The sequence below is a fragment of the Enterobacter dykesii genome, from assembly GCF_008364625.2.
In the GTDB taxonomy this organism is placed as follows: Bacteria; Pseudomonadota; Gammaproteobacteria; order Enterobacterales; family Enterobacteriaceae; genus Enterobacter; species Enterobacter dykesii.
This window is the reverse complement of the sequence record NZ_CP126604.1, coordinates 4,005,478-4,031,636: the sequence shown is the minus strand read 5'-3', so window position 1 is coordinate 4,031,636 and position 26,159 is coordinate 4,005,478. Positions and strand designations below refer to the sequence as shown.

The following is a 26,159-nucleotide window of genomic DNA, read 5'->3' as shown; positions in this document are numbered from 1 at the left end:
CAAAAATTGACACATAACTGCTGTTAATAGCACCGCAGAAAGGGGAGTGCAAGCGAGGAGTTTTCAGGAAGGATACCCCTTACGCCCTGAAGCGTAAGGGGTAAAAGCATTACAGGGCTGCGATAACCGCCTGCTGCTCGATCAGTTTGGTCTTCGCATCGGCGAAGGCAACCAGACGCTCGCGCTCTTTCGCGATGACCGCTTCCGGCGCGCGGGCGACAAAGCCTTCGTTCGCCAGCTTGCTTTCGATTTTGCCAATTTCCACGTCGACTTTCGCCACTTCTTTAGCCAGACGAGCCAGCTCGGCGTCTTTGTCGATCAGGCCCGCCATCGGGATCAGCAGCTCGGCGCCGTCGATGATTTTGGTCACGGAAACCGGACCTTTATCATCCGCAGGCAGCACGGTGATGCTTTCCAGACGCGCCATGGTTTTCAGGAAAGTGTTGTTCTCGGTGACGCGACGAACGGCAGCCTCGCTACAGCCACGCAGCAGCAGCTCCAGCGGTTTGCCAGGGGCAATGTTCATTTCAGCACGGATGTTACGTACCGCAACGATCGCCTGTTTCAGCCACTCGGTATCCGCGGACGCCGCTTCATCAACCTTGGCCGCATCGAATTCCGGGAACGGCTGCAGCATGATGGTATCGGCGTTGATGCCCGCAATCACCTTCACGCGCTGCCAGATGGTTTCGGTGATGAATGGAATGACCGGATGCGCCAGGCGCAGCAGACCTTCCAGAACGGTAATCAGCGTGTTGCGCGTGCCGCGCAGTTCCGCCTCGGTGCCGCCGTTCATCACCGGCTTCGCCAGTTCCAGATACCAGTCGCAGAACTGGTTCCAGGTGAATTCATACAGGATGCCCGCCGCGATATCGAAGCGGTAGCTGTCCAGCGCCTCGCGGAACGCTTTCACCGTCTGGTTGAATTCTGCCAGGATCCAGCGGTCTGCCAGAGACAGCGTCATCTCGCCGCCGTTGAAGCCACAGTCCTGATCTTCGGTGTTCATCAGCACGAAGCGGCTGGCGTTCCACAGCTTGTTACAGAAGTTACGGTAACCTTCCAGACGCTTCATGTCCCAGTTGATGTCACGGCCAGTTGAGGCCAGTGCCGCCAGGGTGAAGCGCAGGGCGTCGGTACCGTGAGACTCGATCCCGTTCGGGAACTGCTTCTCGGTGCGCTTGCGGATTTTCTCAGCCAGCTGCGGCTGCATCATGTTGCCGGTACGTTTTTCCAGCAGATCTTCCAGAGAGATACCGTCAACCATATCCAGCGGGTCAATCACGTTCCCCTTGGACTTGGACATCTTCTGTCCTTCGTCGTCGCGGATCAGACCGGTCATGTAGACGGTATGGAACGGAACCTGTGGCTTGCCGTCTTCGTCTTTGATGAAGTGCATGGTCATCATGATCATGCGGGCAATCCAGAAGAAGATAATATCGAAGCCGGACACCATCACGCTGGTTGGGTGGAACTGACGCAGCGCGTCGGTATTTTCTGGCCAGCCGAGGGTGGAGAAGGTCCACAGCGCGGAGGAGAACCAGGTGTCCAGCACGTCTTCGTCCTGACGCAGCGCAACGTCCGCGCTCAGTTTGTTTTCCTGACGCACTTCGTCTTCGCTACGGCCAACGTAAACGTTGCCTTCGTTGTCGTACCACGCCGGAATACGGTGACCCCACCACAGCTGACGGGAGATACACCAGTCCTGAATGTCGCGCATCCAGGAGAAGTACATGTTTTCGTACTGCTTCGGCACGAACTGAATACTGCCGTTTTCAACCGCTTCCACAGCCGGTTTCGCCAGCACGTCGGCACGCACGTACCACTGGTCGGTCAGCATTGGCTCGATAACCACGCCGCCACGGTCGCCGTACGGCACGGTCAGATCGTGAGGTTTGATCTCTTCCAGCAGGCCGAGTGCGTCAACGGCAGCCACGATGGCTTTACGCGCGGCAAAACGCTCCAGCTTCTGGAACGCAGCCGGGATCTCGCTGGAATAAACGTCGGACTCGTTGCCTTTGGTGTCGTACACTTCTGCGCTTTCGCGGATATCGCCGTCGAAGGTCAGAATATTGATCATCGGCAGGGCGTGACGACGGCCCACTTCATAGTCGTTGAAGTCGTGCGCCGGGGTGATTTTCACGCAGCCGGTGCCTTTTCCCATGTCGGCGTGTTCGTCGCCCACAATCGGAATACGGCGGTTTACCAGCGGCAGCACCACAAATTTGCCGATCAGGTCTTTATAACGCGGATCTTCCGGGTTAACGGCCACGCCGGTATCGCCCAGCAGGGTTTCCGGACGGGTGGTCGCGACCACCAGGTAATCTTTACCGTCGGCGGTTTTTGCGCCGTCGGCCAGCGGATAGCGGATGTGCCACATGGAGCCTTTAGACTCGCGGTTTTCCACTTCCAGGTCAGAGATGGCGGTGCGCAGTTTCGGATCCCAGTTTACCAGGCGTTTGCCGCGGTAAATCAGGTCTTCTTTGTACAGGCGGACGAAGACTTCTTTAACGGCGTTGGACAGGCCTTCATCCATGGTGAAGCGCTCACGCTCCCAATCCACGGAGTTGCCGAGACGGCGCATCTGACGAGTAATGGTGCCGCCGGATTCCGCCTTCCACTGCCAGATTTTGTCGATGAACGCGTCGCGACCGTAGTCGTGGCGGGTTTTTCCTTCTTCAGCGGCAATTTTACGCTCAACCACCATCTGGGTCGCGATACCCGCGTGATCAGTCCCCGCCTGCCACAGGGTGTTTTTACCCTGCATGCGCTGGTAGCGGATCATGGTGTCCATGATGGTCTGCTGGAAAGCATGACCCATATGCAAACTGCCGGTGACGTTCGGCGGCGGGATCATGATGCAGAAGGACTCTTTGCTTTCGTCGCCGTTAGGCTTGAAATAGCCCTGCTGTTCCCAGTGCTCGTAAAGCGGCTGTTCGATATCGCGTGGGTTATATGTCTTTTCCATTATTTCCAGGTTGCCGTATTCAGGTTAAAACCAGCCAGGCGGTACGCTTTATAGCGTTCGCGCGCCAGTTGTTTCAAAGATTCTTCGTAAGGGACAAAGTCTACCACTTCTGTGAAAGCGGTGGCAAAATCTGCAAAATCTATCCGCAGGCTAATCAGAATATCGCGCGCGCTGCTGTTGCGCTTTTGCGGCCAGGCAATTTCAACCGGTGCACCGCCGCGCGGGCCTTCGCCCGACAGATTATGCGGCACAAAACTCTCGGGCGGGCGCGCCCACAGCGCTTCATCCAGGCGAATCGCCTGCTGTTCATCTTCACAGGCAATCAGAACGCGTTTACCTGCGCGCCAACGTTCTGCGGCAATTTCACACACCAGCTGTTCGACGGCGCTCAGGCCATCCTGATGAGTGTCGTTGTCCAGAAGGTAGAACGTTGCATTCTTCATATATGGGGCTTCTTGTGCTCACTTTAAATGCTTAAGCCGGGTGGCGGCTTCGCCTTACCCGGCCTACGGTTTACTGCCGTTTTGACTTACTCGTCGCCGTTAAAACCCGCACGATTGAGCAGGAACTGCGACAGCAGCGCCACTGGACGACCGGTTGCGCCTTTGGCTTTACCGGATCGCCATGCGGTGCCCGCGATATCCAGGTGCGCCCAGTTGTACTTGCGGGTGAAGCGTGCCAGGAAGCAGCCCGCGGTGATCGCCCCGCCAGGACGTCCGCCAATGTTCGCCATATCCGCAAAGTTAGACTCCAGCTGATCCTGATATTCGTCACCCAGCGGCAGACGCCATGCGCGGTCGCCGGCCTGCTCCGAGGCACCGATAAGTTCATGCGCCAGCGGGTTGTGGTTCGACATCAGGCCAGTGATGTGGTGACCCAGGGCAATCACGCAGGCTCCGGTGAGGGTAGCGACGTCAATCACTGCTTCCGGCTCGAAGCGCTCAACGTAGGTCAGCACGTCACACAGCACCAGACGGCCTTCGGCGTCGGTGTTCAGCACTTCAACGGTCTGGCCGGACATGGTGGTCAGAACGTCACCCGGACGATAGGCGCGCCCGCCAGGCATGTTTTCGCAGCCCGCCAGAACGCCGATCACGTTGATAGGCAGCTGAAGTTCCGCGACCATGCGCATGACGCCGTAAACCGCCGCCGCACCGCACATGTCGTACTTCATCTCATCCATGCCTTCGGCAGGCTTGATGGAGATACCGCCGGAGTCGAAGGTCAGGCCTTTACCGACCAGCACGATGGGGCGTGCGTCTTCGGACGGGTTGCCTTTGTACTCGATGACGGACATCAGGGATTCGTTCTGCGAGCCGTTACCGACCGCCAGGTAAGAGTGCATTCCCAGCTCTTTCATCTGCTGTTCGCCGATGACGCGGGTAATGACGTTTTTGCTGTAGGCGTCGGCCAACTGACGTGCCTGAGAGGCCAAGTACGCCGCGTTACAGATATTAGGCGGCATGTTGCCGAGATCTTTAGCCGCTTTAATGCCGGCTGCGATCGCCAGACCGTGCTGAATAGCGCGTTCGCCGCTGGTCAGTTCGCGGCGGGTTGGCACGTTAAAGACCATTTTACGCAGCGGACGACGCGGCTCGCTTTTATTGGTCTTCAACTGATCGAAGCTGTAGAGGCTCTCTTTTGCCGTTTCAACCGCCTGACGCACTTTCCAGTAGGTGTTACGTCCTTTGACGTGCAGTTCAGTCAGGAAGCAGACGGCTTCCATTGAGCCGGTATCATTCAGCGTATTGATTGTTTTCTGAATCACCTGCTTATACTGACGTTCATCCAGCTCGCGTTCTTTGCCGCAGCCAATCAGCAGAATACGCTCTGACAGTACGTTCGGAACATGGTGCAGTAACAGCGTCTGCCCAGGTTTGCCTTCCAGTTCGCCACGGCGCAACAGGGCGCTAATATAGCCGTCACTGATTTTATCGAGTTGCTCGGCGATCGGGGAGAGTCGGCGTGGTTCAAAGACGCCCACAACGATGCAGGCACTCCGCTGTTTCTCCGGGCTACCGCTTTTTACACTGAACTCCATGCACTACGCTCCTGAATCTTAAAGACAACGGCGGCTGCTACAGATAGAATTGAAACCTTTCGTAACTCATGTCCGCTGTTGTGGTGACTTCGTGTTAATCTTACGTTACTACGGTTTCGACACGTCAGAAAAAGTCCTGAAGCGTGAATCCGCTGGATGTTTTAATCTTAGCGATGATTTCGACGACTCAAGAGAATAAATGACGTTTAAGCCATGAAACAAGCGAAATTCCTGCAAAGAGACGGGTTTTTACGGGCGTATTTAAAGTGATAATCATAAGATATCTGGTGCGGGAGACGCTCAAAAGCCAACTGGCGATCCTCTTTATCCTGCTGCTGATTTTTTTCTGTCAGAAGTTGGTTAAGATCCTCGGTGCGGCCGTTGACGGCGAAATTCCAACGAATCTGGTGCTTTCCCTGCTTGGTTTAGGGATCCCGGAAATGGCGCAGCTCATCCTGCCGCTAAGTCTTTTCCTTGGCCTGCTCATGACGCTTGGGAAACTCTACACCGAGAGTGAAATCACGGTGATGCATGCCTGTGGCCTGAGCAAAGCGGTACTGGTGAAAGCCGCCATGATACTGGCGCTGTTCACGGGTATTGTTGCGGCGGTGAACGTGATGTGGGCGGGCCCCATGTCTTCCCGCCATCAGGACGAAGTGCTGGCCGAAGCGAAAGCCAACCCCGGTATGGCGGCGTTAGCCCAGGGGCAGTTCCAGCAGGCGACCGACGGCAACTCCGTGCTGTTTATTGAGAGCGTTGACGGCAGTAAATTCAACGATGTTTTCCTGGCGCAGCTGCGTCCTAAAGGTAACGCGCGTCCTTCCGTGGTGGTGGCAGATTCCGGTCAGTTGGCTCAGCGCAAAGATGGCTCTCAGGTCGTGACGCTGAACAAAGGTACTCGATTTGAAGGCACCGCGATGCTGCGCGACTTCCGCATTACGGATTTCCAGAACTATCAGGCCATTATCGGCCATCAGACTGTGGCGCTCGATCCAACGGATACCGAGCAAATGGACATGCGTACCCTGTGGAATACCGATACCGACAGAGCGCGCGCTGAGTTCCACTGGCGTATTACGCTTGTATTCACCGTGTTTATGATGGCGCTGATTGTCGTTCCGCTGAGCGTGGTGAACCCGCGCCAGGGACGCGTGCTCTCTATGCTGCCGGCGATGCTGCTTTACCTGATCTATTTCCTGCTGCAAACCTCGATTCGTTCTAACGGCGCGAAGGGTAAGCTGGACCCTATGGTCTGGACATGGTTCGTCAACAGCCTGTACATCTTACTGGCGCTGGGATTAAACCTGTGGGATACGGTGCCTGTGCGCCGCATACGTGCCCGATTCTCGCGTAAAGGAGCCATCTAATGCAGGCGTTTGGCGTTCTTGATCGCTATATCGGTAAAACCATTTTTACCACCATCATGATGACGTTGTTCATGCTGGTGTCGCTCTCCGGCATTATCAAATTTGTCGATCAGCTGAAAAAAGCCGGGCAGGGGAGCTATGACGCGCTGGGCGCGGGGATGTATACCCTGCTCAGCGTGCCGAAAGATGTGCAGATCTTCTTCCCGATGGCGGCCCTGCTGGGTGCGCTGCTGGGGCTTGGAATGCTGGCGCAGCGTAGCGAGCTGGTCGTTATGCAGGCCTCGGGTTTTACCCGTATGCAGGTTGCGCTGTCGGTGATGAAAACCGCAATCCCACTGGTGCTGTTGACAATGGCGATTGGCGAGTGGGTTGCGCCTCAGGGTGAACAGATGGCGCGTAACTACCGTGCTCAGGCCATGTTCGGCGGCTCGCTGCTCTCGACTCAACAAGGTTTATGGGCGAAAGACGGTAAAAACTTCGTCTACATCGAACGGGTCAAGGGGAATGATGAACTGGGCGGGGTGAGCATCTACGCTTTCGATGACCAGCGCCGTCTGCAGTCCGTTCGCCACGCCTCTTCGGCGAAATTTGACGCCGAACATAAGCAGTGGCGTTTGTCCCAGGTTGATGAATCCGACCTGACCGATCCGAAACAGATTACGGGTTCTCAGACGGTAACCGGCACGTGGAAGACCAACCTGACGCCTGACAAGCTCGGTGTTGTTGCGCTGGATCCTGACGCGCTCTCCATCAGCGGTTTGCACAACTATGTGAAATACCTGAAGTCGAGCGGGCAGGATGCGGGACGCTATCAGCTCAACATGTGGAGCAAAATCTTCCAGCCGATGTCCGTGGCTGTAATGATGCTGATGGCGCTGTCGTTTATCTTCGGTCCGTTGCGCAGCGTGCCGATGGGCGTGCGTGTCGTGACCGGTATCAGTTTCGGCTTTGTGTTCTACGTGCTCGATCAGATCTTCGGTCCGCTGACGCTGGTTTATGGCATTCCGCCGATAATTGGAGCGCTGCTGCCAAGCGCAAGTTTCCTCCTGATCAGCCTCTGGCTGCTGTTGAAACGCTCCTGATCGACCTCTCCTCGCTTCCGGTTAACCGGGAGCGAGGCTAATCTCCTGTTTCACCCCGCACTTTTTCTCACAACCTTCAACGCCTCGCCCTGAATTTGAGTATTATTGAGCGATAAAGTCGTGAAGGGATCCTCTATGAAGCAAATTCGAATGCTTGCCCAGTATTACGTCGACCTGATGATGAAGCTTGGGCTGGTGCGTTTCTCCATGCTGCTTGCGCTGGCGCTGGTCGTTCTGGCCATTGTCGTGCAAATGGCCGTCACCATGGTTCTGCATGGCCAGGTCGAGAGTATCGACGTCATCCGCTCCATCTTCTTTGGCTTGCTCATTACGCCCTGGGCGGTCTATTTCCTTTCCGTAGTGGTTGAACAGCTGGAAGAGTCCCGTCAGCGTCTGTCAAAACTGGTCGATAAACTGGAAGAGATGCGCGAGCGCGACCTGAAGCTCAACGTCCAGCTTAAAGACAACATTGCGCAGCTGAATCAGGAGATCTCCGATCGTGAGAAGGCGGAGGCCGAGCGTCAGGCCACGCTGGAGCAGCTGAAAATCGAAATGAAAGAGCGCGAGGTCACGCAGATCCAGCTTGAGCAGCAATCCTCTTTTCTACGGTCATTCCTCGATGCTTCGCCGGATCTGGTGTTTTACCGTAATGAAGATAAAGAGTTTTCCGGCTGTAACCGGGCGATGGAGTTGCTCACCGGGAAAAGCGAGAAGCAGCTGATTAACCTGAAGCCGCAGGACGTTTACTCTGAAGAGGCGGCGGCCAAGGTTATGGAGACGGACGAAAAAGTATTCCGCCATAACGTCTCGCTGACCTATGAACAGTGGCTGGATTATCCGGACGGACGCAAAGCCTGCTTTGAGATCCGTAAGGTGCCCTACTATGACCGCGTGGGGAAACGCCACGGCCTGATGGGCTTTGGCCGCGATATCACCGAGCGTAAGCGCTACCAGGATGCCCTGGAGCGCGCCAGCCGCGATAAGACTACCTTTATCTCCACCATCAGCCACGAGCTGCGTACGCCGCTTAATGGCATTGTCGGGCTGAGCCGTATTCTGCTGGATACCGACCTGACCGCAGAGCAGGAAAAATACCTTAAGACTATCCATGTCTCAGCGGTCACGCTGGGTAATATCTTCAACGATATTATTGATATGGATAAGATGGAGCGCCGTAAAGTTCAGCTTGATAATCAGCCTGTTGATTTCACCAGCTTCCTTGCCGATCTGGAGAACCTCTCCGGCCTGCAGGCGCAGCAGAAGGGACTGAGTTTTGTTATGGATCCAACCCTGCCGCTGCCGCATAAAGTGGTGACTGACGGCACGCGTCTGCGTCAGATCCTGTGGAACCTTATCAGCAACGCGGTGAAGTTTACCCAGAAGGGGCAGGTGGCGGTGCGCGTCCGCTATGACGAAGGCGACATGCTGCACTTCGAGGTGGAGGACTCCGGGATGGGCATTCCGCAGGAGGAGCAGGACAAAATTTTCGCGATGTACTATCAGGTGAAGGACAGCAACGGCGGGAAACCGGCTACCGGAACGGGTATTGGCCTGGCCGTGTCTAAACGGCTGGCGAAGAGTATGGGTGGCGATATCACCGTTGCCAGCCAGCCTGGCAGCGGATCAACCTTCACGCTGACGGTTCATGCCCCTGCGGTGGCGGAAGAGGTTGAGGATACCTTTGCAGACGACGATATGCCGCTGCCAGCGCTGCACGTCCTGCTGGTGGAAGATATCGAGCTGAACGTGATTGTGGCGCGCTCTGTGCTGGAAAAACTGGGCAACAGCGTGGATGTCGCGATGACCGGTAAGGCCGCGCTGGAGATGTTTAAACCGGGCGAATACGATCTTGTCCTGCTGGATATTCAGCTGCCGGATATGACCGGGCTGGATATTTCGCGTGAGCTGACGCGTCAGTACGCGGCCGACGAACTGCCGCCGCTGGTGGCGCTGACGGCGAACGTGCTGAAAGATAAAAAAGAGTATCTCGATGCCGGTATGGACGATGTACTCAGCAAGCCGCTGGCGGTGCCTGCTCTGACCGCCATGATTAAGAAGTTCTGGGATACCCGTGATGAAGAGGAGAGCACCATGACGTCTTTAGATAGCGCAAAAGCCCAAACGATACTCGATACCGCGATGCTGGAGCAGTACATCGATCTGGTGGGGCCGAAACTGATTACCGACGGTCTGGCAGTGTTCGAAAAAATGATGCCAGGCTACCTGAGCGTGCTGGAATCAAACCTGACGGCCCGGGACCAGAAGGGCATCGTCGAAGAAGGTCATAAAATCAAAGGTGCCGCCGGCTCGGTTGGCTTACGCCATCTGCAGCAACTGGGTCAACAGATTCAGTCGCCTGATTTACCTGCATGGGAAGATAACGTGGGTGATTGGGTTGAAGAGATGAAACAAGAGTGGCAAAACGATGTTGCGGTACTTAAAGCCTGGGTCGACGCCAGAAAAAAATGACCCCGGATTAACCGGGGTGCGCGAATACTGCGCCAACACCAGGGAAATCGTGGCTGCGCCTGTTTTTTAAAGTTATTTTCGAAATGGCGCTGCCTGAAAAATTTAGGCCGCACGCAGATAAGATAGCAAATCTTAAATGGTTTGTTACATGAATCAGTGAAATGTGTGAAGCATAGCGTTTTAATCAAAATTATTAATGTGCTTCAGTAAGTTGCAGAAAAGGATTGTCATGATGAAAAAGATTGGTGTCGTGCTGAGCGGATGCGGTGTTTACGATGGTTCTGAAATACATGAAGCCGTAATCACGCTGCTGGCCCTGGCTAAGCAGGGAGCAGAGGTTATTTGTTTTGCGCCAGATAAAAATCAGGCGGATGTGATTAATCATCTGACCGGCGAGCCGATGGCGGAAACCCGTAATGTACTGATTGAAGCCGCACGTATTGCGCGAGGTGATATCCATCCTCTTATTCAGGCAGACCCTGCAGAGCTTGATGCGCTCATTGTGCCGGGTGGGTTTGGGGCGGCCAAAAATCTCAGTACCTTTGCTGCGCAGGGAGCGGAGTGTCAGATCGATCCTCATCTTAAAGCGCTGTCGCAGGCCATGCATGCGGCTGGAAAACCGCAGGGCTTTATCTGCATCGCGCCGGCAATGCTGCCCAGGATTTTTGATTTCCCGCTGCGTCTGACTATCGGGACGGATATTGATACCGCAGAGATCGTGGAGGAAATGGGGGGCGAACACGTTCCGTGCCCGGTTGATGACATTGTGGTTGATGAAGATAACAAAATTGTCACCACGCCGGCGTATATGCTGGCGAATAATATCGCTGAGGCTGCCTCAGGTATTGAAAAGCTGGTGGCCCGCGTGCTGGTGCTGACTGAATGAGGCGTAAATTTGCCGCAGGCGCAGGGGTGAAACGTTTTCTCTTGCGCATCGTACTTGTGCTGGCGGTATTCTGGGGCGGCGGGCTGGCTTTATTCAGCATTATGCCGGTACCGTTCTCTGCCGTTATGGTTGAGCGCCAGCTTAGCGCGTGGTTCAGCGGCGATTTCAGCTATGTTGCCCACTCTGACTGGGTGAGCATGGACGAGATCTCCCCGTTCATGGGGCTGGCGGTCATCGCGGCGGAGGACCAGAAATTCCCGGAGCACTGGGGGTTTGACGTGGCGGCCATTGAGAAGGCGCTAGCCCATAACGAACGCCATGAAAACCGCGTGCGCGGGGCATCAACCTTGTCGCAGCAGACGGCCAAAAATCTGTTTCTGTGGGATGGTCGAAGCTGGGTGCGAAAAGGGCTGGAAGCGGGGCTGACCCTGGGAATGGAAACGGTCTGGAGCAAAAAACGCATTCTGACCGTCTATCTCAACGTCGCTGAGTTTGGCGACGGCATATTTGGCGTGGAAGCTGCCGCACAGCGGTATTTCAATAAGCCAGCCAGCCGTCTGAGCATGTCAGAAGCAGCGCTATTGGCCGCTGTATTACCGAACCCTATCCGCTTTAAGGCCAGTGCCCCATCAGGGTACGTGCGAAGCCGACAGGCGTGGATTATGCGCCAGATGAATCAGCTGGGCGGAGAGGGGTTTATGCGGCGTAATAACCTTATGTAGGACGGGTAAGCGCAGCGCTACCCGCCTGAATAGCAAATATTAATCTTCGTCGAAACCTGCGTTAAACAGGGCAATCACCGCCGCCAGCGCTTCCTCTTCCTGAGGGCCGCTGGCTTCTACTTCAATCTGGCGCCCTTTGGCGGAATCGAGCATCAGCAGTGCGATCACGCTGTTCGCTTCCGCTTCGGTGCCTTCGTCATTCCGCAGCAGTACCTCTGCATCGAAACCCTGCATCAGCTCAAAAAGCTTCATCGCCGGGCGCGCATGCATACCCAGCTTATTGGTGATCTCAACGGTTTGTTTTACGGTCATGTTTTACGTTTTTCCAGCGTGCGATGACGGGACTGAACGTTCTTCCCGCGCGAGCGGAAATAGTCGGCCAGCTGTTCGGCGATATAAACCGAACGATGTTTACCGCCGGTACAGCCAATCGCCACCGTCAGGTAGCTACGATTGTTTGTCTCCAGCATAGGTAACCATAGCTCAAGGTAGCTTCGCGTCTGGTAGATAAAATTGTGTACTTCTGTGTGCCGGTCGAGGAACGCCGCCACCGGCTTATCCAGACCGGTCATTGGACGCAGCTTCGGATCCCAGTGCGGGTTCGGCAGGAAGCGAACGTCGAAAACGTAATCCGCATCAATCGGAATACCGTGCTTAAAGCCGAAGGATTCGAACACCATCGTCAGTTCGCGCTCGCGTTTACCCAACAGACGGGTACGCAGCATTTCCGCCAGCTCGTGAACGGACATCTCAGAGGTGTCGACAATCAGGTCGGCACGAGAGCGCAGCGGCTCCAGCAGGTCGCTCTCTTCATCAATAGCGCTCTCCAGAGAGAGGTTCTTGCTGGAAAGCGGGTGCAAACGACGGGTATCGCTATAGCGGCGGATCAGCGTATTGCGGTCTGCATCGAGGAACAGCAGCTGAGGCGAGAACGCGTCAGGCAGGTTGCTCATGGCCTGTTCGAAGATCTCTGGCGATTCAGGCATGTTACGAACGTCGATACTGACGGCGGCAGAGGTTTGTCTCTCCGCCAGCGTGCGGGCCAGGTCGGGCAACAACACGACCGGCAGATTATCGACGCAGTAAAAACCCATGTCTTCCAGGGCGCGCAGAGCAACGGATTTCCCCGACCCTGAACGGCCACTGACAATCATCAGCACCATGTTCCGTTTCTCCTCAGGACAACAGATGTGAAGGCCATCTCCTGGTTATGCATCATCCTGATTGCCTTCTGCTTCAGTGATAATTTGATAGAGCTCTTCATCACTTTGAGCCGAGCGCAGTCGACGGCAAATAGTTTTATCGGCCAGACGCTTGGCGACCAGCGACAGCGTATGCAGATGGGTTTTCGTCTGATCGGCAGGCACCAGCAGCGCGAAGAGGAGATCGACGGGCTGGTTATCAATGGCATCGAAGGCGATGGGCGTTTCAAGCTGCACAAACACACCAACGGCACGCAGGGTATCCTCTTCCAGTTTGCCATGCGGGATCGCGATGCCGTTGCCGATACCGGTACTGCCCATTTTTTCACGGGTCAGAATCGCTTCGAACACCACCTGCGGCGGCAGGCCCAGCTGTTTGGCAGCCAGTTCACTGATGATCTCCAGCGCACGTTTTTTGCTCTGGCAGTGAACCGCACTGCGGGTACATTCCTGGTTAAGGACATTGCTCAGTTGAAGAGCGGAATCGTTGTTCATCATAATTTCACCTAAGCGCTAACTGTACAAATGGCCTGTTGTGTTTCACAACAGGCCTTCCTGCACCCGTTAACTGCCCGGACAATTAGTGTTGTTTCAGTTTATCTTTATGTTTATTAAGCTGTCGTGCAAGCTTATCAATCAAGCCGTCGATAGCAGCGTACATGTCTTGCCCTTCCGCACTGGCATGCAGTTCACCCCCGTTAACATGCAGGGTGGCATCCGAGATATGAGTCACTTTCTCCACTTTCAACACAATATAGACCTGATTGATCCTTTCGAAATACTGCTCGAGTTTTGCAAACTTCGCGTTAACGAAGTCGCGTAAAGCCTCAGTAATTTCGACGTTTTGTCCAGTGATGTTGAGCTGCATAGTGTCTTCCTTATCGGTTGTGTCAGACCAGCTGTTTACGCTGGTTGGACGGCGGAATGGATAAAGACTCTCGATACTTCGCAACAGTACGACGTGCCACCATAATACCCTGATCGGACAGCATGGTGGTTAACTTACTGTCGCTTAGTGGCTTCGCGGGGTTCTCCGCGGCGATCAACTTCTTCACCAGGGCACGAATGGCCGTTGACGACGCTTCGCCGCCGCCCTCGGTATTCACATGGCTGGAGAAGAAATACTTAAGCTCAAATATACCGCGTGGACTGTGCAGATACTTCTGCGTGGTGACACGGGAAATGGTTGATTCATGCATCTCGACGGCCTGGGCGATATCCGCCAGTACCATCGGTTTCATATACTCTTCGCCCTGCTCAAAGAACGCCTGCTGCTGTTCGACAATACAGCGGCTGACGCGCAGCAGCGTATCATTTCGGCTCTCCAGACTTTTGATCAGCCATCGCGCTTCCTGAAGATTGCTGCGAATATATTGATTGTCGGAGTCGTTACGCGCGCTGGTGCACATGGAGGCATACTGCTGGTTGATTTGCAGACGAGGGATGCTGTCTGAATTCAGTTCAACGACCCAGCGGTCATTGTGTTTTCTGACCAGCACGTCCGGGATCACGTACTCGGGTTCGCTGGTCTGGATCGACTGTCCCGGGCGCGGATCGAGCGACTGGATCAGATTCACCGCTTCTTTCAGCACCTCTTCCTTCAGGCGCGTGACGCGCATCAGGCTGCGGAAATCGTGGTTGGCCAACAGATCCAGATGATCGCTGATGATTAAGCGCGCCTCGTCGAGCCATGGCGTCTCTTTGCTGAACTGAGAAAGCTGGATCAGCAGGCAGTCGCGCAGATCTTTTGCGGCTACGCCTACCGGATCGAAACGCTGGATGCGCTTCAGAACGGCTTCAACTTCCTCAAGCTCAATCTCGTCGTCGCCCATGCTTTCCAGGATATCGTCCAGCGTGACGGTCAAATAGCCGGTGTCGTCAACGGCATCGACAATTGAGGTGGCAATCGCGCGGTCGGTATCGGAGAAGGGGGTAAGTTCCACCTGCCACATCAGGTAATCCTGCAGCGACTGGGTGGTCTCTCCCTGATAGACCGGTAGCTCATCATCCTGGTAGTCTGCACGCGTACCGGAAGGGGTTCCGGCGGTGTAGATTTCATCCCAGCTGGCATCCAGCGGAAGCTCGTCGGGCATCTCTTTTTGTTCGAGTGCATCCGCGGTGTCGAGCGCTTCTGTATCCTGTGACTGCTGAGCGTCTACCTCGTCATGAAGATCGGTTTGTTCCAGCAGGGGGTTGCTGTCCAGCGCCTGCTGGAGCTCCTGCTGAAGTTCTAACGTGGACAGTTGCAACAGGCGAATTGCCTGCTGTAGCTGCGGCGTCATTGCCAGTTGTTGGCTGAGCCTTAATTGCAAACCTTGCTTCATGTTCAGAGCTTTTTTCTCCGGTTCGGCGTTACGTTACCTCTACCCTATCAGAGTCTGAAGTCTTCCCCAAGATAGACGCGCTTAACATGATCGTCTTCGAGGATCTGCTGCGGCGTACCGTGGGCGATCAGATTGCCCTGGCTCACAATATACGCGCGTTCACACACGGCCAGCGTTTCACGAACGTTGTGGTCGGTGATCAGTACGCCAAGCCCGCTGTCACGCAGGTGTTCAATGATGCGTTTAATGTCGATAACCGAGATCGGGTCAACGCCCGCAAACGGTTCATCCAGAAGGATAAATTTCGGGTTTGCAGCCAGCGCACGCGCAATCTCAACACGACGGCGTTCACCCCCGGAGAGGGCCTGACCGAGGCTGTCGCGCAGATGCTCAATGTGGAACTCTTCCATCAACTCGTTGGCACGATCCTGACGCTGTTCGCTGGTCAGATCGTTACGAATTTCCAGGACCGCCATCAGGTTATCGTAAACGCTAAGGCGACGGAAAATGGAGGCTTCCTGCGGCAGGTAGCCGATCCCGCGACGCGCGCGCGCGTGCAGAGGCAGAAGGCTGATGTCTTCATCGTCAATGATAATGTTGCCGGCATCGCGCGGCACAATGCCAACGACCATGTAGAAAGTGGTGGTTTTACCCGCACCGTTAGGGCCAAGCAGCCCCACGATTTCGCCGGAGTTGACGGTCAGACTGACATCTTCTACGACACGGCGGCCCTTGTAGGCCTTCGCGAGATTTTTTGCAGTTAATGTTGCCATAACGAATTAGTTACTCTTCTTCTGTGCCGGGGCCTGGCCTTTGCCTTTGTCCTGCAGCTGCGACGGAACCAGGACGGTCGTGACGCGTTTGCCTTTCTCGCTGGAGGCCTGCATTTTTTGCTCTTTCACCAGATAGGTGATCTGGTCGCCGGTAATGTTGCTGTCCAGCTGTTCCAGATACGCGTTTCCGGTCAGGATGACCAGGTCCTTCGCCAGCTCATAGTGCATATGCGAGGCGCGGCCTTTCACCGGCTTGCCGTTGTCCTGCATCTGGTAGAAGGTGGCCGGGTTGCCGTAACCATCAATGATCTCTTTGCCCTGCTCGCCACCCGGACGGGTCACGACCACTTTGTCGGCGTTAATTTTGATGGTGCCCTGAGTCATGACGACGTTACCCGTGAAGGTGACGACGTTGCCCTGCATATCGAGCGACTGGGTATCAGACTCGATATGGATCGGTTGGTCGGTATCGCCCGTTACAGCAAGCGCGGGGAGACTGGTCGCCAGCATCGCGCTGGCGATAATTACTTTAAGGCTGAGTTTGTTTGTTTTGAATTTCATAGGAGGTTCTAACCTTTTCAATCAGCTCGGCGTTCTTGCTGCGTAAGTTCCCGCGCATTCTCAAACCGCTGGAATTAAATGTTGTGCCATACAGTGTGACCAGATCCTGCGAGGTCACGTCCTGGGTTACCAGGTTAATCTGGGCATTATCCGTCGTAATTTTTCGCAGTTGCGAGTCAGCGGTCAGGGCGTTGACTTCAACGTGGCCATACAGATAAAGCATACGGTCATTTGTCAGTTTTGCCCTATCTGACTTAATTGACCACGTCGGCACTTTGTCCTTATCAAATGTGGTCATGACAGGTTGGGTAAACCACGAAATACCGTCATCTGAAAAATATTCAACATGCTGGGCAATCAGACGATAGTTCAGCGCGCCTTCCGGGCTGTAGACCACGGTGTCGCTGTGATCGCTTTTATAGGTTGGATCGTTATTGTTGACCACTTCCGTTTGCGTATCGTCGCGATCGGCAAGGTTCACGCCAATCAAGACCAGTGCGACAAGCGAAAGCAAAATGATAATCCAGCGTCTGGTTTTACTCATATCGATTGCCCTTTGGCCTCATCAAGCTTGCCCTGCGCCAGCAAAAGCAGATCGCAGACTTCACGTACGGCACCACGGCCGCCGTTGATGTGGGTAACGTAGTCTGCGCGCGGGATCAGCAGCGGATGCGCATCGGCAACGGCGATGCTCAGCCCGACTTCAGCCATCACAGGCCAGTCAATCAGATCGTCCCCGACGTAGGCTACGTTTTCCGGTGCGATAGCCAGTTTACCCAGTAAATCCTTAAACGCCGCCATCTTATCGGATTGACCCTGATACAGATGGGTAATTCCTAAGGTTTCACAGCGGTCTTCTACCAGTTTAGCTTTTCGTCCGGTGATGATAGCCACCTCAATACCTGAGGTGAGCGCGCAGCGGATACCGTAGCCGTCGCGAACGTTAAACGCTTTCAGCTCTTCACCATTGTTGCCCATGTAAATCAGGCCATCGGAAAGTACGCCATCCACGTCCAGGATGAGCAGACGAATGTTTTCCGCCTTTGCCATCATCTGGGTACTGATCGGTCCATAACAGGTTGCAAGGGATGCACCCGCATTACTCATTGTCTTATCCTTCATTACACTACGCCTGCGCGCAGCAGATCATGCATATGTACCACACCCAGCAACTGGTCGCCATCGGCAACCATCACTGAGGTAATGTGGCGGGACTGCATCAGGTTCAGCACATCCACGGCCAGCGTACCCGGACGGACGCGTATACCGCCCGGCGTCATCACATCGGCGATGCCGAGCGTGCGGACGTCTACACCCATGTCGAACACGCGACGCAGGTCGCCATCGGTGAAGATCCCCTGAATTTTCATCAGATCGTCGCACACGACCGTCATACCCAGATTCTTACGGGTGATTTCCAGCAGCGCATCACGCAGGGAGGCTTCTTTACTGACGTGAGGGATCTCGTCCCCGGTGTGCATAATATCGTTTACCCGAAGCAGAAGCTTGCGCCCCAGCGCGCCACCCGGGTGGGAAAGCGCGAAATCCTCCGGCGTAAAACCGCGGGCTTCGAGCAGCGCGACGGCAAGCGCATCACCCATGACCAGCGCGGCGGTGGTGCTGGACGTCGGCGCCAGGCCAAGCGGACAGGCCTCCTTGGGCACTTTCACGCACAGGTGAATATCGGCTGCCCGCGCCATGCTGCTTTCCGGACGGCTGGTCATGCAAATAAGCGGCACCTGCAGTCGCTTCAGTACCGGGATCAGCGCCAGAATTTCATTGGACTCCCCGGAGTTGGACAGCGCGATGACGATATCCTGCGGCGTGACCATACCCAGATCACCGTGCGCGGCTTCCCCTGGATGTACAAAGAAGGACGAGGTGCCGGTACTGGCAAACGTTGCCGCCATTTTGCGTCCAATGTGGCCGGACTTGCCCATCCCCATCACCACGACTTTGCCGGCACAGTAGAACATCTTCTCACATGCCAGACTAAAATCCTGATTAATGTACTGATCTAACTGCGCCAGACCTTCACGTTCAATCTCCAGAACCTCTTTGCCTGCCTTCTGAAAGTCAAAACCCGGCTGCAATTCTATTTGCGACATAATGCGTTTCCGTTTACCCAGAGATAAGAGGCGAGAGCCAGTACAGCATCGCCATCCATACGATAAATCCACCCGTCAGCAGCGCGCCTGCGCCTTTGCCGATCTGTCGTTGCCGCCGCCAGCAGAGCAGGGCAAATATCACGCTGACCAATAACATCACGCCGTAGTCACGTGAGAACGCCAGGGGATTAAAGGGCCCTGGCGTAATCAGGGCCGGCAGGCCCATCACAATGGCGATATTAAATATGTTGGAACCGATGATATTACCAATGGCAATGTCATCCTCACCTTTCCGTGCCCCCGCAATGGCCGTGGCCAGCTCCGGCAGGCTGGTGCCGATGGCAATCACCGTCAGGCCAATGGTCAGTTCACTGATGGCGAAATAGTTCGCCAGCACCGTCGCGTTATCCACAACCATGCGCGTTGCCATCGGCATGATGATCAGCGCAACGCCAAGCCAGAGCAGGGCAACAGGCAGCGTGCCTTCTCGCGGCAGTTCGGCGACCTGCTCCCGCGTGAGGCTATCCTGACCCTGCTTCTCAGCCAGGCGGGCGATTTTAACACTATACAGCAGCCAGATGACGGCCAGCGCCAGCAGGAAAATGCCGTCGCTGTAGCTCAGTACACCATCATAAAATACGCAGCCTGCCAGCAGGCTTACGATTAACATTAGCGGCAATTCACGGCGCAGAACATCAGAATGCACGCGAAATGGATGGAGCAATGCGGCCAGGCCTAAAATCAAAAGTATATTGACGATGTTAGAGCCAATCGCGGTGCCTACTGCCAGGTCTAACTGACCATGCAGCGATGCTGTTACAGAGACGATGATTTCAGGAAGTGACGTTCCAACACTGACAACGGTCATCCCGATGACGACAGGCGGTACGCCCGTCAGGCGACACAGGATAGATGCAGCAAACACTAAACGGTCAGCACTGTAGACCACCAAAAGTAAACCAATTATTAACAGTGCTGTTGCTAAAAGCATCAAAAGTCCTTTCTTCAGGTATACTCGTCGGTCCATCGCACGGGAATGGCTGGACTGCATACAGTCTGAGGCGTAACGAATTCCTAATTTTGACTTTATGCGCCGGAAAAGTAAAACAAATGCCAGCTTTCGCTAACCTCAACGGCTATTATTCTGTAAAAATGCGGAGTTGAGGGCTGATTCAGGCGGCATGCCTTAACGTGAGCAGGGTAATAAAGGAACCATAAATGAGCCAAACGATGGCGAATTTAGTCGATGTTCGCGGCGTGAGTTTTTCTCGCGCCAACAGATTGATATTTGATGATATTTCGTTGACCGTACCGCGTGGCAAAATCACTGCCATCATGGGGCCGTCCGGGATCGGTAAAACGACCCTGCTGCGCCTCATTGGTGGGCAGATCCCACCTGATAGCGGTGAAATCCTCTTTGATGGCGAAAACATCCCGGAGATGTCACGCTCGCGTCTGTATACTGTCCGCAAACGCATGAGCATGCTCTTTCAGTCGGGAGCCTTGTTCACCGACATGAATGTCTTTGATAACGTGGCCTATCCGCTGCGCGAGCATACCAGCCTGCCGCCTGAACTGCTGAAAAGCACGGTGATGATGAAGCTCGAAGCCGTCGGTTTGCGAGGCGCCGCGAAGCTGATGCCTTCGGAGCTGTCCGGCGGGATGGCGCGCCGCGCCGCGCTGGCGCGAGCCATTGCATTAGAACCTGATTTAATCATGTTCGACGAACCGTTTGTTGGACAGGATCCCATCACGATGGGCGTGCTGGTGAAGCTCATCTCTGAACTGAACAGCGCGCTTGGCGTCACCTGCATTGTGGTATCTCACGATGTACCGGAAGTATTGAGCATTGCCGATTACGCCTATATCGTGGCGGACAAAAAGATCGTCGCACACGGTAGCGCTCAGGCGCTGCAGGAAAATTGCGATCCGCGCGTGCGGCAGTTCCTTGACGGTATTGCCGATGGCCCTGTGCCGTTCCGCTACCCCGCGGGCGACTATCGTGACGATTTACTGGGAATAGGGAGTTAAGCCACTCATGCTGTTAAATGCGTTGGCCGCTCTCGGACACCGTGGCATAAAAACCATCAGGACGTTCGGGCGTGCCGGATTGATGTTATTCAACGCACTGGTCGGCAAGCCGGAATTCCGTAAGCACGCACCGCTGCTGGTGCGGCAGCTTTATAATGTCGGCGTGCTGTCGATGCTCATCATCATTGTCTCCGGTCTGTTTATCGGTATGGTGCTTGGGCTGCAGGGCTATCTGGTTCTGACAACCTACAGTGCGGAAACCAGCCTCGGGATGCTGGTGGCGCTCTCGCTGCTGCGCGAGCTGGGGCCGGTTGTGGCGGCGCTGCTGTTCGCCGGGCGCGCGGGGTCGGCATTAACGGCTGAAATTGGCCTGATGCGCGCGACCGAGCAGCTCTCCAGCATGGAGATGATGGCGGTCGACCCGCTGCGTCGCGTGATCTCGCCGCGTTTCTGGGCTGGGGTGATCTCTTTACCGTTACTGACTATTCTGTTTGTCGCCGTGGGTATCTGGGGCGGTTCGCTGGTTGGCGTGCACTGGAAAGGCATTGATGCCGGTTTCTTCTGGTCCGCGATGCAGGACGCAATCGACCTGCGAATGGATCTGGTTAACTGTCTGATTAAAAGCGTGGTATTTGCCATTACGGTCACCTGGATTGCATTGTTCAATGGTTACGATGCCATCCCGACGTCGGCGGGCATTAGCCGTGCAACTACACGTACCGTCGTACATTCGTCGCTGGCCGTACTGGGTCTGGATTTTGTGCTCACCGCACTGATGTTTGGGAATTGAGTTCATGCAAACGAGAAAAAATGAAATTTGGGTCGGTGTATTCCTGCTGCTGGCGTTGCTGGCCGCGCTGTTTATCTGCCTGAGAGCGGCGGATATTACGTCTGTGCGCACCGAGCCGACGTATCGCATCTATGCCACCTTCGATAACATCGGCGGCCTGAAGGCGCGTTCACCGGTCCGCATCGGCGGCGTGGTGATCGGACGCGTATCTGACATTACGCTGGATGAGAAAACCTACCTGCCACGCGTCGCGATGGATATCGAAGAGCGTTACAACCATATCCCGGACACCAGCTCCCTTTCTATTCGTACTTCCGGTCTGCTGGGCGAACAATATCTGGCGCTTAACGTTGGCTTTGAAGACCCCGAGCTGGGAACGACTATCCTTAAAGACGGTAGCGTCATTCAGGATACGAAATCCGCGATGGTTCTGGAGGATATGATTGGTCAGTTCCTTTACAACAGTAAAGGGGATGAGAAAAAGTCTGACAATGCCCCTGCGCAGAGTGAAGACCATACCAATGCCGCGCCGACCCCAGGTGCTGCGAATTAATATCAGGAGAAGTCATTCATGTTTAAACGACTGTTAATGGTTGCCATGCTGGTCATCGCCCCTCTAACCGCCGCCCACGCTGCGGATCAGAGTAACCCGTACAAACTGATGGACGAAGCGGCGAAGAAGACCTTCGACCGTCTTAAAAACGAACAGCCTAAAATTCGTGCTAATCCTGATTATCTGCGTGACGTCGTTGATCAGGAACTGCTGCCGTACGTGCAGATTAAATATGCGGGTGCGCTGGTGCTGGGACGTTATTACAAAGACGCGACCCCTGCGCAACGTGATGCGTACTTTGCCGCGTTCCGTGAATACCTGAAACAGGCTTATGGCCAGGCGCTGGCGATGTACCACGGTCAGACCTATCAGATTGCGCCTGAGCAGCCGCTGGGCGATGCGACCATCGTCCCTATCCGTGTGACGATCAACGATCCTAACGGTCGTCCGCCGGTTCGTCTGGATTTCCAGTGGCGTAAAAACAGCCAGACCGGTCACTGGCAGGCGTATGACATGATTGCCGAAGGGGTAAGCATGATCACCACCAAACAGAACGAATGGAGCGACCTGCTGCGCACTAAAGGCATTGATGGCCTGACCGCTCAGCTGCAGTCTATCTCTCGCCAGAAAATTACCCTGGACGAGAAGAAGTAATGTCACAGCAACTCAGCTGGTCGCGTGAAGGCGAGACATTAAAGCTGTCCGGTGAACTGGATCAGGATCTGCTGAACCCACTGTGGGACAAACGCCACGAAGCGATGCAGGGCGTGACGCGTATCGACTTAACCGACGTTACGCGGGTGGATACGGCGGGTGTTGCGCTGCTTGCCCATCTGGTTGCCGTGGGGAAAAAGCAGGGGACAAGCGTTAAGCTTCACGGCGCGAGCGATAATGTCGTGACCCTTGCGCAGCTCTACAATCTCCCTCAGGACGTACTGCCTCGTTAATATTTTCAGTGCGTTACTTCCGAAAGCCCTGACTGTTTCATCGTCGGGGCTTTTTGCTTGTTTAAGACAACGCCACTTTGCTCTAAGATGTTGAGCTTGTTTTCACTATCAGATGATTAAGAGCCCATGGAAAATCATGAAATCCAGACAGTGCTGATGAATGCACTCTCCCTTCAGGAAGCCCACGTCACTGGCGATGGCAGTCACTTCCAGGTTATTGCTGTGGGTGAGATGTTCGACGGTATGAGCCGCGTGAAGAAGCAGCAGGCTGTGTACGCGCCTCTGATGGAATATATTGCGGATAACCGCATCCACGCCCTGTCGATTAAAGCGTTCACCCCGCAAGAGTGGGCACGCGATCGCAAACTAAACGGTTTTTGAGCTGAGGGCGACAGGCCCGCAGCACGGTTGATTTTATAAGAGAACACACAATGGATAAATTTCGTGTACAGGGGCCAACGCGTCTCCAGGGCGAAGTCACAATTTCTGGCGCAAAAAACGCCGCGCTGCCAATCCTCTTTGCTGCGCTGCTGGCTGAAGAGCCGGTAGAAATTCAGAACGTACCGAAGCTGAAAGATATCGACACCACCATGAAGCTGCTCACCCAGTTGGGCACGAAAGTTGAGCGTAACGGTTCCGTCTGGATCGACGCCAGCAAGGTGAACAACTTTTCAGCCCCTTACGATCTGGTGAAAACCATGCGTGCATCCATCTGGGCGCTTGGCCCGCTGGTAGCGCGTTTTGGTCAGGGTCAGGTCTCTCTGCCGGGCGGCTGCGCCATCGGTGCGCGTCCGGTTGACCTGCACATCTTTGGTCTGGAGAAGCTGGGCGCAGAGATTAAGCTCGAAGAAGGTTACGTTAAAGCGTCCGTCAATGGTCGTCTGAAAGGCGCGCACATCGTCATGGACAAAGTGAGCGTGGGCGCAACGGTGACCATTATGTCTGCGGCGACGCTGGCAGAAGGTACTACCATCATCGAAAACGCCGCGCGCGAACCGGAGATTGTGGATACCGCCAACTTCCTCGTGGCGCTGGGGGCGAAGATTTCCGGTCAGGGCACCGACCGTATCACCATCGAAGGCGTTGAGCGTCTGGGCGGCGGTGTCTATCGCGTTCTGCCGGACCGTATCGAAACCGGTACCTTCCTGGTCGCTGCGGCTATTTCTGGCGGGAAGATTGTTTGTCGCAACGCGCAGCCAGATACCCTGGATGCGGTGCTGGCGAAACTGCGCGATGCGGGGGCGGATATCGAAATCGGAGAAGACTGGATCAGCCTCGATATGCACGGTCAGCGTCCAAAAGCGGTCAATGTGCGTACGGCGCCGCATCCGGCGTTCCCTACGGACATGCAGGCGCAGTTCACCCTGTTGAACCTGGTTGCCGAAGGCACTGGCTTCATCACCGAAACCATTTTCGAGAACCGCTTTATGCACGTACCGGAACTTATCCGTATGGGCGCGCATGCTGAGATCGAAAGTAATACCGTGATTTGCCACGGCGTTGAGAAACTCTCAGGTGCTCAGGTGATGGCAACCGATCTGCGTGCGTCTGCAAGCCTGGTGCTGGCGGGTTGTATTGCGGAAGGCACAACGATCGTGGATCGTATCTATCACATCGATCGTGGCTATGAGCGTATCGAAGATAAACTGCGCGCGCTGGGTGCCAACATTGAGCGTGTGAAGGGCGAGTAATCGTTCCGGCAGCCCCCTGCCAGCAATGACCGGGGGGTTGCTGTTCCTGTCAAAAAAGCGTTATTCCTGTGGTTCTCTTTTTGCCTTTCTCTGGCGAATCATGCGCGATCTGTCGATAAATTCATGGGTAATGGGGTCGTGGTAGCGCGAAGGCCAAATCACCCACGGATGCGTATCCAGCGCCGTCGCGATGATTAATTCTCCCTTGGGCCAGGGGCGAGTGAGGGCGTTTGCCAGAGTTGAAGAACTTAGTCCATGGCGGCGGGACTCTGCTGCCAGTGAAGTGCCTCTTTTGTGCAGTGCGGCAATAATATCAGCCGTGTGCCAGTCGATAAATTTCGTATCCATAACGCCGTCCTTAAGTTTGGATTCACCTACGCCGTTTTTTCTGAAACGACGCGGTTACTATACCCATTTCAACTTCTTGTTCTAAAAAGTTCGCGTTACTTGATGGGATATTCAGAATAAGACACGGCTTTATTCATGCGGTCTCTAAACCGATGAATTTACATGAACACGGAATTTACAGGAGTGTACTGGAATCTCCCCGCTATCGCTGCGGGGAGAAACAAGGTGATTAACGGTCGCGCTGAACGGCGATGTGGGCAAGACCAATCAGTGCCTCGCGCCACGGACTGTCTGGAATGACCTGAAGCGCTTCGATGGCTTTGTCGGCTTCTTCTTCCGCGCGCTGACGCGTCCATTCCAGCGATCCGCAGATAGCCATAGTTTCCAGTACAGGTTCCAGAAGATGGCGGCCATTTCCCTGCTCAATCGCTTCACGGATCATTTTCGCCTGGTCAGCTGTTCCGTTGCGCATAGCATGAAGCAGCGGCAGGGTTGGTTTACCTTCGTTCAGGTCATCGCCCACGTTTTTACCGAGCGTCTCGCCGTCCGCACTGTAGTCCAGCAAATCATCAATCAGCTGGAAGGCCGTACCCAGATAGCGGCCATAGTCCTGCAGGCCTTTTTCCTGTGCTTCGGTACAGTCAGCCAGAATGCCGGAACACTGGGCAGCCGCTTCAAACAGGCGCGCCGTTTTGCTGTAGATGACGCGCATGTAGTTTTCTTCGGTGATATCAGGGTCGTTGACGTTCATCAGCTGCAGCACTTCGCCTTCAGCAATGACGTTGACGGCTTCGGACATCACTTCCAGCACTTTCAGGGAGCCCAGGCTGGTCATCATCTGGAAGGCGCGGGTATAGATAAAATCCCCCACCAGGACGCTGGCTGCGTTTCCGAAAGCGGCGTTTGCCGTGGCTTTGCCACGACGCATATCCGATTCATCCACAACATCGTCATGCAGAAGCGTCGCCGTGTGAATAAATTCGATGAGCGCTGCGATAGTGATGTGAGCATTTCCCTGATAGCCAACGGCTCTGGCAGCCAGAATGGCAATCATCGGACGAATGCGTTTACCGCCGCCGCTGACGATGTAATAGCCCAACTGATTGATCAGCTGAACGTCAGAGTTGAGTTGCTCCAGGATTGCTGCATTCACACCCGCCATATCTTGCGCGGTTAACTCGTTGATTTTTTCTAAATTCATCGCAAAAGCCGGGCTTTTTATCCTGTTGATCCCATCTTCAATGGGGTAACGAAGGGTTTCGGTTTATCAATAGTAGTGCTGATTGTACTGAAAAAACG

The 26,159-nt window shown here is 54.9% G+C and carries 28 protein-coding genes; 12 read left to right on the top strand and 16 right to left on the bottom strand.

All coding sequences use genetic code 11. The features are described 5' to 3' along the window. Positions 1–109: 109 nt before the first annotated feature. From F0320_RS19235 to pepA, 3 genes are all read right to left on the bottom strand, one after another. A complete protein-coding gene (locus F0320_RS19235) occupies positions 110–2,965 on the bottom strand; it encodes a valine--tRNA ligase (RefSeq protein WP_126329187.1) in 2,856 nt (951 codons plus the stop codon). Then, positions 2,965–3,408: a DNA polymerase III subunit chi gene (gene holC / locus F0320_RS19230; protein WP_008502815.1), complete on the bottom strand. Its 444-nt coding sequence runs from the start codon at positions 3,406–3,408 to the stop codon at positions 2,965–2,967. The genes F0320_RS19235 and holC overlap by 1 nt, the downstream gene beginning before the upstream one ends. An 86-nt stretch (positions 3,409–3,494) precedes the next feature. Further along, positions 3,495–5,006 (bottom strand): leucyl aminopeptidase, encoded by a 1,512-nt coding sequence (pepA, locus tag F0320_RS19225; RefSeq protein WP_023309366.1) that lies wholly within the window; start codon positions 5,004–5,006, stop codon positions 3,495–3,497. A gap of 266 nt (positions 5,007–5,272) precedes the next feature. Between pepA and lptF the strand changes: the two genes are divergently transcribed. The 5 genes from lptF to mtgA all read left to right on the top strand — a co-directional run bounded on the left by lptF (position 5,273) and on the right by mtgA (position 11,532). Beyond that, the gene (gene lptF, locus F0320_RS19220) at positions 5,273–6,373 is read left to right on the top strand and encodes an LPS export ABC transporter permease LptF (RefSeq protein WP_047650945.1); all 1,101 of its coding nucleotides are present in this window, start codon (positions 5,273–5,275) and stop codon (positions 6,371–6,373) included. Next, a complete protein-coding gene (lptG, locus tag F0320_RS19215; protein ID WP_126329188.1) occupies positions 6,373–7,455 on the top strand; it encodes an LPS export ABC transporter permease LptG in 1,083 nt (360 codons plus the stop codon). Before lptF ends, lptG begins: the two co-directional genes overlap by 1 nt. Before the next feature lie 135 nt (positions 7,456–7,590). Further along, positions 7,591–9,924, top strand: coding sequence for an aerobic respiration two-component sensor histidine kinase ArcB (gene arcB, locus F0320_RS19210; RefSeq protein WP_126329189.1), 2,334 nt, complete (start codon positions 7,591–7,593; stop codon positions 9,922–9,924). 232 nt (positions 9,925–10,156) lie between these two features. Further along, complete coding sequence (gene elbB / locus F0320_RS19205; protein WP_126329418.1) at positions 10,157–10,810, top strand: isoprenoid biosynthesis glyoxalase ElbB; 654 nt, start codon at positions 10,157–10,159, stop codon at positions 10,808–10,810. Beyond that, a complete protein-coding gene (gene mtgA, locus F0320_RS19200; RefSeq protein WP_126329190.1) occupies positions 10,807–11,532 on the top strand; it encodes a monofunctional biosynthetic peptidoglycan transglycosylase in 726 nt (241 codons plus the stop codon). The genes elbB and mtgA overlap by 4 nt, the downstream gene beginning before the upstream one ends. A gap of 39 nt (positions 11,533–11,571) precedes the next feature. Here the strand turns inward: mtgA and npr are convergent, their stop codons facing one another. From npr to F0320_RS19145, 11 genes are all read right to left on the bottom strand, one after another. After that, positions 11,572–11,844, bottom strand: a complete 273-nt coding sequence (npr, locus tag F0320_RS19195) for a PTS phosphocarrier protein NPr (RefSeq protein ID WP_108416124.1) — start codon at positions 11,842–11,844, stop codon at positions 11,572–11,574. Further along, entirely contained in the window at positions 11,841–12,695 is an 855-nt protein-coding gene (gene rapZ / locus F0320_RS19190) for an RNase adapter RapZ (RefSeq protein ID WP_014885397.1), read from the bottom strand. Before rapZ ends, npr begins: the two co-directional genes overlap by 4 nt. Before the next feature lie 45 nt (positions 12,696–12,740). Then, positions 12,741–13,232: a PTS IIA-like nitrogen regulatory protein PtsN gene (gene ptsN / locus F0320_RS19185; RefSeq protein WP_008501443.1), complete on the bottom strand. Its 492-nt coding sequence runs from the start codon at positions 13,230–13,232 to the stop codon at positions 12,741–12,743. An 82-nt stretch (positions 13,233–13,314) separates the two neighbouring features. After that, positions 13,315–13,602, bottom strand: a complete 288-nt coding sequence (hpf, locus tag F0320_RS19180; protein ID WP_008501444.1) for a ribosome hibernation promoting factor — start codon at positions 13,600–13,602, stop codon at positions 13,315–13,317. Between the two features lie 22 nt (positions 13,603–13,624). After that, the gene (gene rpoN / locus F0320_RS19175; RefSeq protein ID WP_047650939.1) at positions 13,625–15,058 is read right to left on the bottom strand and encodes an RNA polymerase factor sigma-54; all 1,434 of its coding nucleotides are present in this window, start codon (positions 15,056–15,058) and stop codon (positions 13,625–13,627) included. Between the two features lie 47 nt (positions 15,059–15,105). Then, positions 15,106–15,831, bottom strand: coding sequence for an LPS export ABC transporter ATP-binding protein (gene lptB, locus F0320_RS19170; RefSeq protein ID WP_033146751.1), 726 nt, complete (start codon positions 15,829–15,831; stop codon positions 15,106–15,108). Between the two features lie 6 nt (positions 15,832–15,837). Further along, positions 15,838–16,392: a lipopolysaccharide ABC transporter substrate-binding protein LptA gene (lptA, locus tag F0320_RS19165; RefSeq protein ID WP_033146750.1), complete on the bottom strand. Its 555-nt coding sequence runs from the start codon at positions 16,390–16,392 to the stop codon at positions 15,838–15,840. Then, complete coding sequence (gene lptC / locus F0320_RS19160) at positions 16,361–16,936, bottom strand: LPS export ABC transporter periplasmic protein LptC (protein ID WP_023309357.1); 576 nt, start codon at positions 16,934–16,936, stop codon at positions 16,361–16,363. The genes lptA and lptC overlap by 32 nt, the downstream gene beginning before the upstream one ends. Beyond that, positions 16,933–17,499, bottom strand: coding sequence for a 3-deoxy-manno-octulosonate-8-phosphatase KdsC (kdsC, locus tag F0320_RS19155; RefSeq protein ID WP_126329419.1), 567 nt, complete (start codon positions 17,497–17,499; stop codon positions 16,933–16,935). Before kdsC ends, lptC begins: the two co-directional genes overlap by 4 nt. Positions 17,500–17,513: 14 nt before the next feature. Next, on the bottom strand, positions 17,514–18,500 hold the full coding sequence (gene kdsD / locus F0320_RS19150) for an arabinose-5-phosphate isomerase KdsD (RefSeq protein ID WP_023333606.1): 987 nt from the start codon (positions 18,498–18,500) through the stop codon (positions 17,514–17,516). Positions 18,501–18,513: 13 nt separating this feature from the next. Next, on the bottom strand, positions 18,514–19,491 hold the full coding sequence (locus F0320_RS19145; protein ID WP_126329191.1) for a calcium/sodium antiporter: 978 nt from the start codon (positions 19,489–19,491) through the stop codon (positions 18,514–18,516). Positions 19,492–19,718: 227 nt separating this feature from the next. Between F0320_RS19145 and mlaF the strand changes: the two genes are divergently transcribed. The 7 genes from mlaF to murA all read left to right on the top strand — a co-directional run bounded on the left by mlaF (position 19,719) and on the right by murA (position 24,512). Next, a complete protein-coding gene (gene mlaF, locus F0320_RS19140; RefSeq protein WP_024906354.1) occupies positions 19,719–20,531 on the top strand; it encodes a phospholipid ABC transporter ATP-binding protein MlaF in 813 nt (270 codons plus the stop codon). A 7-nt stretch (positions 20,532–20,538) separates the two neighbouring features. Then, positions 20,539–21,321, top strand: coding sequence for a lipid asymmetry maintenance ABC transporter permease subunit MlaE (mlaE, locus tag F0320_RS19135; protein ID WP_010436044.1), 783 nt, complete (start codon positions 20,539–20,541; stop codon positions 21,319–21,321). 4 nt (positions 21,322–21,325) lie between these two features. After that, positions 21,326–21,874, top strand: a complete 549-nt coding sequence (gene mlaD, locus F0320_RS19130) for an outer membrane lipid asymmetry maintenance protein MlaD (protein WP_126329192.1) — start codon at positions 21,326–21,328, stop codon at positions 21,872–21,874. Positions 21,875–21,892: 18 nt separating this feature from the next. After that, positions 21,893–22,528: a phospholipid-binding protein MlaC gene (gene mlaC, locus F0320_RS19125; protein ID WP_047650934.1), complete on the top strand. Its 636-nt coding sequence runs from the start codon at positions 21,893–21,895 to the stop codon at positions 22,526–22,528. Further along, on the top strand, positions 22,528–22,821 hold the full coding sequence (mlaB, locus tag F0320_RS19120) for a lipid asymmetry maintenance protein MlaB (RefSeq protein WP_032659710.1): 294 nt from the start codon (positions 22,528–22,530) through the stop codon (positions 22,819–22,821). The genes mlaC and mlaB overlap by 1 nt, the downstream gene beginning before the upstream one ends. A 126-nt stretch (positions 22,822–22,947) precedes the next feature. Then, positions 22,948–23,202, top strand: a complete 255-nt coding sequence (ibaG, locus tag F0320_RS19115) for a BolA family iron metabolism protein IbaG (RefSeq protein WP_008501458.1) — start codon at positions 22,948–22,950, stop codon at positions 23,200–23,202. A 50-nt stretch (positions 23,203–23,252) separates the two neighbouring features. After that, positions 23,253–24,512, top strand: coding sequence for a UDP-N-acetylglucosamine 1-carboxyvinyltransferase (gene murA, locus F0320_RS19110; RefSeq protein WP_023309349.1), 1,260 nt, complete (start codon positions 23,253–23,255; stop codon positions 24,510–24,512). A 60-nt stretch (positions 24,513–24,572) separates the two neighbouring features. Here the strand turns inward: murA and sfsB are convergent, their stop codons facing one another. Beyond that, complete coding sequence (gene sfsB, locus F0320_RS19105; protein WP_047650931.1) at positions 24,573–24,860, bottom strand: DNA-binding transcriptional regulator SfsB; 288 nt, start codon at positions 24,858–24,860, stop codon at positions 24,573–24,575. 229 nt (positions 24,861–25,089) lie between these two features. Next, entirely contained in the window at positions 25,090–26,061 is a 972-nt protein-coding gene (ispB, locus tag F0320_RS19100; protein ID WP_024906360.1) for an octaprenyl diphosphate synthase, read from the bottom strand. Positions 26,062–26,159: the final 98 nt, after the last annotated feature.

Excerpts from the sequence above, each read along its gene's own strand:
- arcB (WP_126329189.1), top strand. The coding sequence starts at position 7,591 with ATGAAGCAAATTCGAATGCTTGCCCAGTATTACGTCGACCTGATGATG.
- rpoN (WP_047650939.1), bottom strand. The coding sequence starts at position 15,058 with ATGAAGCAAGGTTTGCAATTAAGGCTCAGCCAACAACTGGCAATGACG.
- ibaG (WP_008501458.1), top strand. The coding sequence starts at position 22,948 with ATGGAAAATCATGAAATCCAGACAGTGCTGATGAATGCACTCTCCCTT.
- mlaE (WP_010436044.1), top strand. The coding sequence starts at position 20,539 with ATGCTGTTAAATGCGTTGGCCGCTCTCGGACACCGTGGCATAAAAACC.
- hpf (WP_008501444.1), bottom strand. The coding sequence starts at position 13,602 with ATGCAGCTCAACATCACTGGACAAAACGTCGAAATTACTGAGGCTTTA.
- mlaF (WP_024906354.1), top strand. The coding sequence starts at position 19,719 with ATGAGCCAAACGATGGCGAATTTAGTCGATGTTCGCGGCGTGAGTTTT.
- mlaB (WP_032659710.1), top strand. The coding sequence starts at position 22,528 with ATGTCACAGCAACTCAGCTGGTCGCGTGAAGGCGAGACATTAAAGCTG.
- pepA (WP_023309366.1), bottom strand. The coding sequence starts at position 5,006 with ATGGAGTTCAGTGTAAAAAGCGGTAGCCCGGAGAAACAGCGGAGTGCC.
- lptB (WP_033146751.1), bottom strand. The coding sequence starts at position 15,831 with ATGGCAACATTAACTGCAAAAAATCTCGCGAAGGCCTACAAGGGCCGC.
- holC (WP_008502815.1), bottom strand. The coding sequence starts at position 3,408 with ATGAAGAATGCAACGTTCTACCTTCTGGACAACGACACTCATCAGGAT.
- ptsN (WP_008501443.1), bottom strand. The coding sequence starts at position 13,232 with ATGATGAACAACGATTCCGCTCTTCAACTGAGCAATGTCCTTAACCAG.
- lptA (WP_033146750.1), bottom strand. The coding sequence starts at position 16,392 with ATGAAATTCAAAACAAACAAACTCAGCCTTAAAGTAATTATCGCCAGC.
- lptC (WP_023309357.1), bottom strand. The coding sequence starts at position 16,936 with ATGAGTAAAACCAGACGCTGGATTATCATTTTGCTTTCGCTTGTCGCA.
- npr (WP_108416124.1), bottom strand. The coding sequence starts at position 11,844 with ATGACCGTAAAACAAACCGTTGAGATCACCAATAAGCTGGGTATGCAT.
- kdsD (WP_023333606.1), bottom strand. The coding sequence starts at position 18,500 with ATGTCGCAAATAGAATTGCAGCCGGGTTTTGACTTTCAGAAGGCAGGC.
- mlaD (WP_126329192.1), top strand. The coding sequence starts at position 21,326 with ATGCAAACGAGAAAAAATGAAATTTGGGTCGGTGTATTCCTGCTGCTG.
- lptG (WP_126329188.1), top strand. The coding sequence starts at position 6,373 with ATGCAGGCGTTTGGCGTTCTTGATCGCTATATCGGTAAAACCATTTTT.
- F0320_RS19145 (WP_126329191.1), bottom strand. The coding sequence starts at position 19,491 with ATGCTTTTAGCAACAGCACTGTTAATAATTGGTTTACTTTTGGTGGTC.
- elbB (WP_126329418.1), top strand. The coding sequence starts at position 10,157 with ATGAAAAAGATTGGTGTCGTGCTGAGCGGATGCGGTGTTTACGATGGT.
- mlaC (WP_047650934.1), top strand. The coding sequence starts at position 21,893 with ATGTTTAAACGACTGTTAATGGTTGCCATGCTGGTCATCGCCCCTCTA.
- mtgA (WP_126329190.1), top strand. The coding sequence starts at position 10,807 with ATGAGGCGTAAATTTGCCGCAGGCGCAGGGGTGAAACGTTTTCTCTTG.
- rapZ (WP_014885397.1), bottom strand. The coding sequence starts at position 12,695 with ATGGTGCTGATGATTGTCAGTGGCCGTTCAGGGTCGGGGAAATCCGTT.
- sfsB (WP_047650931.1), bottom strand. The coding sequence starts at position 24,860 with ATGGATACGAAATTTATCGACTGGCACACGGCTGATATTATTGCCGCA.
- F0320_RS19235 (WP_126329187.1), bottom strand. The coding sequence starts at position 2,965 with ATGGAAAAGACATATAACCCACGCGATATCGAACAGCCGCTTTACGAG.
- ispB (WP_024906360.1), bottom strand. The coding sequence starts at position 26,061 with ATGAATTTAGAAAAAATCAACGAGTTAACCGCGCAAGATATGGCGGGT.
- kdsC (WP_126329419.1), bottom strand. The coding sequence starts at position 17,499 with ATGAGTAATGCGGGTGCATCCCTTGCAACCTGTTATGGACCGATCAGT.
- murA (WP_023309349.1), top strand. The coding sequence starts at position 23,253 with ATGGATAAATTTCGTGTACAGGGGCCAACGCGTCTCCAGGGCGAAGTC.